Origin of the sequence: Parasphingomonas frigoris, assembly GCF_036663815.1 — a bacterium.
Classification (GTDB): Bacteria; Pseudomonadota; Alphaproteobacteria; order Sphingomonadales; family Sphingomonadaceae; genus Sphingomonas.
Map to the genome: position 1 here is coordinate 124,674 of NZ_JAXOJQ010000008.1, position 10,972 is coordinate 135,645.

Genomic DNA, 10,972 nt, shown 5'->3' on the forward strand with positions numbered 1-10,972 from the left:
CCCCGAGTTTAGCACTGCGGCGTGCCGTCCGTGCGTCCCATCGTCCGCCAATCGGCAGCGATGCGACGAACGTACAGACGTTAAAAGCGCAGTCGTATCCCCGCAGTGGCCGATTGCTCGTGATCGTCGCGACCGGTTTGCGACGCGGCCGAGGCGAACAGGTCAAGTCCGCTCGGGAGACGATAGCCGATCCCGGCCGCCGCTGTGCCAACCCACCGCGCACGCGGCGCCCCGACGGCTTCGAGGGCAAGCGTGCCGCCCGAATAGCCCGCCACGGCGGCGGTGCCTTGTCCTTCGATCTGATAGCGCGCGCCGAGCGAGACGAACGGACGGAACGGCGCATCAGATGTGTCGCTTCGGCCGAAGAACACGCCCGCATCGGCGAACCCGGCGATGTGGCGGTCGCGCGCCACCGTCAGGGCAAAGGCGCTTTTGCTGGCCTCGACTACGCCGCCCCGCGAGGTGTGGACATAGGTCACGCCGACGCGGGGGCGCAGGGTCCATCCCGCGGGCATCTCGACGCCATAGCTTATCGAAACGTCGCCCACCCAGCTGTGCAGGCCGTAACGACCGATTGCAGACATGGCGGCGGGAAGCGCGCGTTCGGTACGCGCGTCGCCGCCGTCGTATAGGATCGAAGCGGTGGCCCCGAGCCCACCGCTGCGGTATCGACCGTGAACCCCGGCCACGACGCCATCTGCCTTGGTCCGCGCGCCCAGCGCATCGATCTGCTGGCGATCGTTGAGATAGCCGCCGAACGCACCAACGCTCCATGTCGCGTCCCCGAAGCCCAGCCCGCCCAGGAAACCGTAGCTGTTGCCGCGCGTGGCGGCGGTGCCAGCCGCAGGGTTGTCGCCCAGTTGATGCCACCCGCCCAGCACTTGGGCAAAGGTATAGGCGTGCGGCGTATCGCCACTCGCGGCGAAGGCCGTGCCGCGCGCCGCGCCGGTCAGCGTCAGTGCGGTGTCGACGCCGATCTGCGTCGCAGAGGCATAGGCTTCGGGCGTGATCTGCGCGAAAGCGATCGGATTGGAGGCGCCGGAACTGGTCAGCAGCGCCGGGACGGCCGCGAACAACGGGCTGGTTGCGGGCAGCGCCACGAGCTGGGCGTTGGCATAAGCGATGCTGCGCGCGACCTGCGGCGAGAAGCTCGCGTCCCCAAGAAACTGGCCAAGCAACTGGATGCGGTCCGCGCGCTGCACCAGGATGCCGAACACGTCGGCCGGCTTGAGTACCGTCGTAAACGCGCCGCTGATGCCGCCCGTCGCGGTGATCAGGTCATACGATGTGCCGGGCCGCAACGTCCCGATCGGCACGATCTGGAGCGTCGCGCCAGACGCGATCGAAACCGCGCCGTTGACGACCAATTTGTCCGATACGCTCGAGGTGAGCTCAAACAGCGAAACCGAGCCGCCTTGCAACGCGACATTGCCATTGACCGTCATCGTTCCCGGCGACGCGCCTGGGCTGAGCGTCCCGGCAACCGTGATGGTGCCATTGACGGTGCCGGCCGAGCCGAACGTCGCACCTTGGCGCACGCTGATCGACGACGCGCCGATCGTCGAGCCGGCGAGGCCGACCAAGCGGCCGCCGGTGAGATCGACACTGCCGAGCGCGGCCGAGCCGGCGATGGTCGCATAGCCCGCCGACATGCCGAAGCTCTCGACATTGGCGATCGTGCCGAAGGCGACCGGTGCGCTCGCGTTGCCGCCCGAAACCGCGATCGTGTCGCTGCCGGCGCCGCCATCGACCGAACCGGTAAACTGGCCAGCGATACTCAGGCGGTTGTTGCCCGCGCCGAACTGGACCTGCGGGACGGTGAGCGAACCGCCGGCCAGCACGGCCAGATCGGTGTTCGCCGAAATCAGCGTATAGGATTGGCTGTCGGCGATCGACAGCGTGCCGGTGCCCTCGGTCGCCAGTGTCTCGAAGCCCGTGAGCGTGGTCGCCGCGAGCGTGCGGTCGCCCGCGAGTTCGATCGTCGCGCTGTCATTGCCCGCGCCGCCCGCGACGCTGCCGTTGAGCATGCCGCCCGCCGCCCAGCGGAAACTGTCGTTGCCCGCGCCCAGGTCGATCACCCCGGCGAGCGTGCCGCCGCTCGCGAGCACGAGCTGCTGGTCGCCGTCGCCGAACGCGAGCGGCGCGCCCACCGCGCCGAGCGTGCCGGTGACGGTCAGCGCACTCCCCGCGAGTAGCACGCGTTCGAACCCCGTCGCCGACCCCGCCAGCGTGACCGGTCCCGTTGCGGTGAAGCGCAGCAGGTCGTTCCCCGTGCCACCGTCGTAGCGCCCGGCCGCGCGGGTCGTGCCGAGCGACAGCTGATCGTCGCCGCCCCCCAGCGCGACACTGGCCACGTCGCCATCGACGGCGAGCGTTTCCGCCGCGTCGCTGCCCGTCACTGCGCCGACACGGAAACCGCCAAGCGCAAGGTTGAGGCCGGTGCCGGCGAGCGCGACGCTCGCGAAATTCTGGTCGAGCACCAGCGTCAGCGTACCGGTCCCGGCGACGGCAAGCTGTTCGAACCCCGTGCGCTGGCCGATGCCGCTCCGGTCGCCGGCAAGCATCACGGTATAGAGGTCGGTGCCCGCGCCACCATCGACGCCCCCGGCAACGCGGCTGCCCACGCCTTCGACGAACGTGTCGTCGCCGCTGCCGAGCGTCACCGCGCCGCGGATCGTGCCGTTGTTGACGACGCGGTCGTCGCCGCCCGCCATGTCGATCGAGCCGGCGATGGTGCCGTTGTTGGTGACGGTCTCGTTGGCGTCGCTGCCGGTAATCGTCACCGGGCCGGCGCTTCCGAGCGTCTGGCCGGCATTGACGGTGATGTCGCCTCCCATCACGCCGATCGTGTTGAAGCTGAACGCGCCGGAATAGGCAACGTTGCCCGCGCCGATCTGGCTGAATCGCTCGAAATTGACGAACTGGGCGGCGTTGATCGTGCCGCCGCCGGTCGCATCGACGACGAGGCTGTCGGTCCCGGCGCCGCCATCGACGGTGCCGATCAGGCTGGCGCTCGCCTGCTGCAGGAAGGTGTCGTCGCCGGCGCCGAGGAACACGTTCCCCTGGATCGTGCCGCGATTCTCGATCATGTCGTTGCCGCCGCCGAGCGCGATCGAGCCGATGATCGTGTCGGTGTTGACGATCCGATCGTCGGCATCACCGACGGTCTGGATCGCGCCGGCGAGATAGGTCGAGCCGATCGAATTCGTCAGCAAGTCGTAGTCGGTGACGGTCGTCCCTGCCCCCCCGCGGATCGTGCCCGCGTTGGTCAGCAAAAGCCCAGGACCATCGCTGATCAGCGCAACGGAACGTGCGCCTGTCGCCTCGATCACGCCGCTGGCAGCATTGGCGACTTTCAGCGTGCCGGTCGCGGTGGTCAGGCTGAGCCCGGTCGCAATCTGCGTGTAGCGATACGTGTAACCGTTGCCGTAATCATAGGCGTACTCGACCCCGCCACCGTTGGCGCGGATCGTGCCGGAATTACTGACAGTTATCGCCGTCGGTCCGCTTTGGGTGCCGTAATAGTAATAATAAGGGTTGTAGCCGTACAGCGAGGCGCCTGTTCCGGCGACACCGGTCGCCTCGATCGTGCCGCTATTGGCTAGCGAGATCGTTCCGCCGACGCTTTGTACGTCGTTCAGGTTGAGCGAAACCGCTCGCGAGAGGCTTCCGATAGTACCCGAATTCGTGAGAGAAACCGCGAGCGGTGTGGGAAGCGCGCTAGGGTCGGCGTAGAAGGTGCCGCCGGATGTGGCCGACAGGCCCCCCGTGATGGTGCCAGAGTTCGATGCGGTGATCGCACCGGGATAGCTCGCCAAGGAAACCGCCACGGTGCCATCGCCGTTCGTGATTTGGCCGGTGTTGGCAAACGTCAGATCTGTCGCATCGTTTACCACCACCACCGCCGCGTTGCGGAGCTTGGCAGAACCGATCGTGCCGGCATTGGAGAAACTGCGCGTTGCGCCCACGAAGCCGTCGCGGATGCTGCCCTGGTTGCCGAACGCGGCCAACAGCAACGACGCGTCGAGGTCTGCGTTGCCAGGCACATAGCCAAACGAGCCCACCCGCACGGCGCCGTTGACCGTGGCCGTACTGACGACGCTGCCATCGCCCGAGAGGAAGAGATCGGATCCGAGCGGCGTGGCGGCGCTGGCCGTGACAATGGTGTCGGCGCCAAGCGCGCGGACGCCCTGCAGCTCGAAATTGGTTACCCCCGGCAGGCCGAGCGTCACGTTCCCGGTGGTGTTGCGGGCGTGGATGAACAGGTCGGTGCCCGCGCCGCCGTCGATCGTGCCGCTGACGCCGGTGGTATCGTTCAGTGCGACCAGCGTGTCGGAGCCGCTTCCGAACGTCAGGTTGCCGGCAAGCGTGCCACCATTGGCGAGATAGAAGCCGCTCGCATACGACTGGCCGCCATAGGGCGAATAGCTCAGATCGACCGACCCGGTGATCGTCCCAGCGTTGACGATCCCCCCGCCGGACAGCTGGATCGCCGACTTTCCAGCGCCCCCGGCAATCGTGCCGCCCGCCAGATTGATGATCGCGAGCGAAGGGGCATAGCCGTTGGGATCGGTCGCGATCGCGGTTGCGCCCGAACTTGCGATACGCCCCGAATTGGTGATCGACGCGGTCGTGTAGCTGGCCAGCACCGCGTTGCCCGCAACGTCGATCGTACCGCTGTTGACGAGCGACCCGACGTTCACCACGCCGACCGATGCGGGCGTGCCCGCGGCCTGGACGATGCTGCCGCTGTTGGTGAAGGTCTTCGCGGACGACACCCCGGCCGACCCGCCGAGGCTGATCGTCCCGGAGTTGACGACGCTCGCGCCACCCGCGATCGCGTTGATCCGGCTGTAGACTGTCGTCGCTGTGTCGGTGACGGTGATCGTCCCGACATTGGTGAAACTGTCGCCATAGCCGAGCGAGACCGCGGCATAGGGGTAGAGGTTGCTGTTCGAATGCGTGAGCGTCAGCGCGCCGCGACTGGTGATCGAGAGCGCGTTGGTCAGCGGATAGGCTTCGCCGGGTGCGATTAAAGCCGAGACTACGGAGATCGCCGGCTGGCCGGCCGTGGCACTGATGGTGGCGTTGAGATCGACGCTGCCGGTGCCGGCAAGCGACAGCGATGGAGCCGACCCGCCAGTCAGCGTAAGCGCCCCCGTGTCGGACAGGTCATAGCCGACGCTCGCAAAACCGGCCGGAAGGCCGAGCGTCGCGCTGGCGGCGGTCCGTACGCGATAGCGCAGCGCGGCACCCCCGCCGGTCACGGTTCCGGTGATCCCGGCAAAGGCGCCGGGCCCGGTGTTGACGATATCGGTGATCAGCGTGGTGCCGTTGGCGAGTGTCAGATTGCCGTGCAGCACGCCGCCCGGCAGCGCGAAATAGCGGTTGCCGTTATAAGTCTCGCCAGCCACCCCGGACCCCGGCAGCCGAACGTCGCCATTGATCGTTCCGGCATTCGCGATGGTTGCCCCGAACAGCATGGTCGGCGCGGAAATCGCGAACCGTCCTCCCGTGACGATGCCGCCCGCGCGATTGGCGAGCGTGCCGTAGTAATCGAGCGAGACCCCGGTGTCGGGTGAGGTGATCGTACCCGTATTGACGAGTGAAGAGCTGATCTGCGCGCCGATCGTCGCGCCTTCGATCCGGCCGCTGTTGGTCTGATTGGCCCCGCTGAAACCCGTGAGGACGAGGCCGATGCCGCCGGTCGAGCGGATCGTGCCGGAATTGGTGAAGGCCGAGCTGAACAACGAGACGCCGGTTCCCGCAGCGGTGATCGTTCCGCTATTGAGGACGCTACCCTGGATGTAGCCGACCAAGCCCGCACCCGTTGCGCTGATGGTGCCGCTATTCTCGAAGCGCGCGGCGGTCGAACCAAGATCGACCGCGAACACGCTCATCGTGCCCGCAGTCGTGCGGATCGTGCCCGCGTTGACGAACGAGGGATAGTCCTGCGGGCCGCCAAAGCCCCACAGCATGACGGCTTTTGTCGTTCCGGTCAGGGTGCTCTGATTGACGACCGTGCCGGTGCCGCCAATCAACAGCAATGCGGGCGTGCTGAAGCCCGCGGCGAGCGTCGTGGTCACCTTTGCGGCCGGTGCGAGGATCAGGCGTTCGAAATTGGCCGGAACCGCGATCCCACTCTTGAGCGTTTCATCGGCGGCAAAGCGCAGACGGAAGGTATCCGTGCCCGCCCCGCCGTCGATCGCGCCGGTGATGCCGGTGACCGAGCGCGTGCCGTCGAAGTCAGCGAAGAGCGTATCGTCGCCAGCGCCGAATGTGACGCTGCCGTTGATCGTGCCCGCGGTCGAATCGATCGTGCTGCCGGTGGTGTACGATGGCGCTGCGGCGGTCGCGATGTTGCCGGTGATCGTGCCGGCATTCAGCAGCGAAAGGTATGTGTTGGCCCGGATCGCGGTCGCGCCTGCGCTCGAGATCTTGCCAGTAACGACATTGGTGATTGCTAAGGATTCGCCCGCGATCGCCGCTCCGGTGCCGCGATTGGCGATCGTGCCGCTGTTGGACAGCGATCGTCCCGAAATATTGGCGAGCGTCGCCGCACTGCTCGTCGATACGATCGATCCCGTGTTGGTGAGATCGCCGTACAGCCCGGATGTCCCGGTTCCCGAATCGACGGCGCTGCGCGCACCGCCATCGATCGTGCCTGCGTTCGAGATCGTGCCAACCGGGCCGCTGATCGCGCCGATCGTGCCCGTCGCGCGATTGGTGATCGACTGGAAGCCGATAAAATTGGGGGCAGACGCCAGCAATGCGATCCCGCTCGATCCAGTCAGCGTTCCGGCATTGTCGATGATCGCAGACGCGGTGTTGCCGGTGCTGTCGACGGCCTGGCCGATGTTGACCGCGTTCACACCGCCGATCTGTCCACCCGCGGCAACCGTTAGTACGAGCAGGGTCGGGGAATACCCCGTTCCGCTGGCGGCGCGTTGCCACAGCGCGCTGACGCCGGGCTGCGTGCCGCCGTCGATCCGTCCCGCGACCGCCAGCGTGACGGCGCCGCCATAGACGTCCGACGGCAGCCTGACGGCAACCGCAGGTGTCGTGGTTCCAAGGACCGTCGCGCCCGTCGGCACGACCACGGTGGTGCCATAGGTGGTGACGGTAAGGCCGTTCGGATCGGTTCCGGAGCAGGTGACGGTGCCGTTGGCCGGGGTCGGATCGGGCGCGCATTGCGCAAAAGCGGGGCGTCCAATCGTCAGCGCCAACACGATCGCACTTGTCTGAAGCGCACGCGCACGGAGGCGCTTCGCGCGAGAAGTGTGACCGATCATGACGCTAACCCCCTGTATTTTCGTGCTGGGGTAATGACGCGCAATCTCACTGTCTAGCGAGATATAGAATCGACAAAGCGACCCGACCAGGGCTGCTGCAGATGGGGGGTGCAGGGCGATCAACGCGTGCCAGTACGTTTAACGTGTCTGCCATTTTCACAGAGAGGACCGCCGGCGCCACAGCGCGCGGGCCGGCATCGGGCGCCAGGTGGAACGCCTCCGCGCGCTATGATCGAGTCGTCAATCGCAGCGCGTCCCTCACCGGGGGCCGGCCGATGCGTTTCAGGCTGCGGTCGCAGCCGGCGGCGGAGCGCTTTGACCTAGGTCGTTCCAGCGGCGCCATTTGCGCACGTGGAACAAGCTCGCTTCGACCGCGATGGGTCGTGCGGTCAGATAGAATTGGGTCGTTTCGTCTTTACAGCTTGGGGACATGACGGCGGCGATCCTGAAATCGCCGCAAGTGTGCAGCCTAGAACAAGCGGCCCTCGCGCGATTCAGTGGCTGACTGAGTTAATTTCGCCCAAGCGTATCCAGAGGCTCCGAAGAGAGGTGCGCGAGAATGCGCCGCAGCGCCGCGATGGCGTTTCCGTCCTCGGCGTCCTCGAGCGCTTCATGCAGCACCGCGCGGATGTCGTCGGCTCCGACTAACTCCATCTGCCAATTCGGATACAGACGCTCGCGCTTTTCGACACACCGGTCCAGTGCGACGATGTCGTAATGGCGCGGATCGCCGTGAAGGCTCACGATCAGGGTCTCGACCTCGGCGGGCGGGCCCTCGATCCACTGGAAGAAAACGCCGCTGCCGAAAACCAGCACCCCGGTGATGTCGCGTGCGACATTGCGGCGTTGCGCCCACTCGACCATCCGGCCAACCTCGGCGTCGTCAACGCCCTCGGCGGCACGACTGCAGTAGACGAACGTCGCCAGCGTGGGCGCGGCATGGTCCACGTAAGGGTCGCGTGGAAAACCGTATTCGTCGAACATAGGGTAGCTCGCTTTGTCTATGCCGGGCAGGTCGGACGATCCGGTGAGGCAGCGGCAGGTTAGCGCTTCTTTTCGATTTGCGTAAGGAAGCATTGGCGTGCCGCTCGGCGGCCTGCGACACCAAATCGGCCGTCACCCCACCGCGATCATCACCTCGTTGCGCCGGAACGGCGGCGCTACGAACGGGGAGTTGTAGAAGGCAATCTCCACATCACCGGTCGCTTCGAGGCCCCGCGCGGTCAACCACCCTCTCAGGCGCGTCTCCTGTTCGGCGAGCCTTGGGCCACTGCCAAGGCCGGCGAAGCGGACCACTGCCATGCGACGCGCAGGGAGTTCGGCGGCGGTGACGCCGTCGGGCATGTCGGGCAACGTCTCTGCAGTGAAGCGCGCGGGCATCACGAAGCGGGTGCGCCAGGCCCCCTTCGCGCGGTCCGAAAACACGGGAGCGGTCATCGTGATCTTTTCGCGCTTGTTGTCGAAGATATACGCCGCCAGCCGTTGAAATCCCGTTTTGAGCGCGAGGCTCCGCTCGCCGACGACGGCGGTTTCCGCCACGAGGACTGGGGAATACTCGCGTAGCTCGAACGCACCGTCCTTCTCGACGACAGTATAAGCAGGCTGTTCGAGATTTCGTTCGTACAAGCCCAACCCTCCAGTCGCGAGTGTTGCAAGGCCAAGCCCGAGAGTGCCCCAGCCGAGAATGGTGTGGGTCTTCATGTCACGCTCCAATACCGAGCTGGTGTAGATCACCAGCCCTTGCGCCTTACTACAACCTCGCTGACCCTGAGCCATCGACAATGAGGGTGAGGCATGTGCGACGACTTCAGGGAGCGTCCGAAGCGGCAGCGGGGAGCGCGTTTTTAGCGCACTTGCGACCGGTTGGCCTGGCGGTCCATCGGCGTCGCGATGGACCTCCGGGACTAGATTTTCGCTCTTTCGGCAATGGGAAGCCGCTGCCCAACGTCGCGTAATTCGCCAGGAACGGATGCGGTCGTGGCCGTTTCGTAGGGTATCAGCACGACCGCGACAAGCGAAGCTTGGAGCGAGGCCCTTGCTTTCATAACGCTCGAGCCTGCGCTTGGCCTGAGAGCATTCAGGCAATTCTGCTACCGCCAAGATGCGTCGCGAACGCATCCAGCTGAATCTGCGATCCGTGTCCTCGACACTCCGGGCGGGGATTGCGCGGCACTGTAAGGTATCGACACCTGCCGTCTGATGTGCTGATTTCAGTTATTGCTATCGTCACAAGAACGAAGCGCGGAGGACGGTATGGGTCAGGCGATTAGTGCGTTGGCGAGACCAGCAATCGACCGGCACAGCCTAGAACGGCTTGAGGCGCACTTCATCGCTCCGGAGATCTATCGCCGGGACGACGTGGCTGAGCGCCAGGCGAAGCTGGCGCGCATCATATCGAACGAGATCGTCCCGCGGCTGCTTATGTTGCATACCGAGGCTGTTCCGGCGGCCCCGCCAGTTGCGCTCGTCGTCAAGACGCTGGCCCCGACGAGCGCCGACATCACGGGCCTCGTCGACATCGTGCTCGGCAGCGATCTGGATGCAGCCGCTGCATACGTGCTGATCCTGCGCGATCGCGGACTTTCGATGGAGACCTTGTTCCTCGAGCTGCTCGAGCCCACCGCGCGCCTGCTCGGCGAGATGTGGGACCGCGACGAGTGTGATTTCATCGATGTCACCTTGGGCGTCGCCCGGCTGCAGAAGCTGCTTGCGATCTTCAACGACACCCATAGGCTGTCGGCGCTGGACGAACGTCGCCATGTCCTGATGGCGATGACGCCGGGTAACCAGCATTCCTTCGGGGTCAAGATTGTGGAGCGCTTCCTGCTGGCCGCCGGTTGGCAGGTCCAGACCGAGCTTGAGGGAACGTCCGAGGACATCGCCGACGTCGCCAAGAACACGTGGTTTGCGGTCGTCGGATTGACGGCGGGGTCGGAGCGCCAGCTCGAGAGCATGCGGACCACGATTGGACAGATACGCCGAGAGTCTCGCAATCAGACGGTCGGCATAATGGTTGGCGGGCCAATGTTCACAGCGAATCCGGCGCTTGCCCACGACGTCGGTGCGGATGCTACGGCACCGAATGCGCCGTCCGCCGTCATTGTCGCACAGAAACTGTTTGATCTCGCGGCGTCCGAATTCAGGGACTGTGCGGGGCGGTAGGGTAGACTCGATGACCCGAAAGAGAGCGATGGCGCGCCCGTCGGTGCAGACGGCTAGCCCTCGTAAGCATCGTCACAAGCGCGATCCGGAAGCGTAAAAGAGGTTACGATCCAAACGCTAGTGAAACGTATCGTCGCTGACCGCCAACCCTTATCAGATCAGGGGCTCGTGCCGCGCATTCCGGAAAGCTGACCTGCTGTTCCTTGATGGCCACGGGGTATCTCCTGCGTGGATGCGGGTTTGCCCCCTCAAAATAACCCCCGAGTGCAAAATCGATGCCGTGGAGCAAAAAAGCACACGACAGCACGTCGAGCGCGGGTACGCCCCCGAGTTAGACCACAGAAAAAAGGCACAAAAAAACCGCCTCGGGGTTTCCTGAGACGGTTTGGTATGTGGGGGTGTGGTTGCGGGGACAGGATTTGAACCTGTGACCTTCAGGTTATGAGCCTGACGAGCTACCGGGCTGCTCCACCCCGCGCCAGGGTGTTTATCTGTTTTGCTCGCGAGCGCGAGCGTGT

The 10,972-nt window shown here is 65.4% G+C and carries 4 protein-coding genes and 1 tRNA gene; 1 reads left to right on the plus strand and 4 read right to left on the minus strand.

What is annotated here, in order from left to right; translation table 11 throughout:
• Positions 1–80: 80 nt before the first annotated feature.
• The 3 genes from U1872_RS19640 to U1872_RS19650 all read right to left on the minus strand — a co-directional run bounded on the left by U1872_RS19640 (position 81) and on the right by U1872_RS19650 (position 9,026).
• Entirely contained in the window at positions 81–7,229 is a 7,149-nt protein-coding gene (locus tag U1872_RS19640; RefSeq protein WP_332794619.1) for an autotransporter outer membrane beta-barrel domain-containing protein, read from the minus strand.
• A 573-nt stretch (positions 7,230–7,802) separates the two neighbouring features.
• Complete coding sequence (locus U1872_RS19645) at positions 7,803–8,276, minus strand: BLUF domain-containing protein (protein WP_332794613.1); 474 nt, start codon at positions 8,274–8,276, stop codon at positions 7,803–7,805.
• Positions 8,277–8,408: 132 nt separating this feature from the next.
• Positions 8,409–9,026 carry an SOUL family heme-binding protein gene (locus tag U1872_RS19650; RefSeq protein WP_332794614.1) on the minus strand — a complete coding sequence of 206 codons (618 nt, stop codon included), beginning with the start codon at positions 9,024–9,026 and terminating at the stop codon, positions 8,409–8,411.
• Positions 9,027–9,545: 519 nt separating this feature from the next.
• Here U1872_RS19650 and U1872_RS19655 point away from each other — a divergent pair.
• Positions 9,546–10,454 carry a cobalamin B12-binding domain-containing protein gene (locus U1872_RS19655; RefSeq protein ID WP_332794615.1) on the plus strand — a complete coding sequence of 303 codons (909 nt, stop codon included), beginning with the start codon at positions 9,546–9,548 and terminating at the stop codon, positions 10,452–10,454.
• 401 nt (positions 10,455–10,855) lie between these two features.
• On the opposite strand, the gene U1872_RS19660 is transcribed toward U1872_RS19655, so the two are convergent.
• Positions 10,856–10,932: transfer RNA gene (locus U1872_RS19660), tRNA-Met, on the minus strand.
• Between the last annotated feature and the right edge of the window lie 40 nt (positions 10,933–10,972).

What these genes read in the sequence shown, in the direction of transcription:
- U1872_RS19645 (WP_332794613.1), bottom strand. Translation starts at nt 8,276, where the DNA reads ATGTTCGACGAATACGGTTTTCCACGCGACCCTTACGTGGACCATGCC.
- U1872_RS19655 (WP_332794615.1), top strand. Translation starts at nt 9,546, where the DNA reads ATGGGTCAGGCGATTAGTGCGTTGGCGAGACCAGCAATCGACCGGCAC.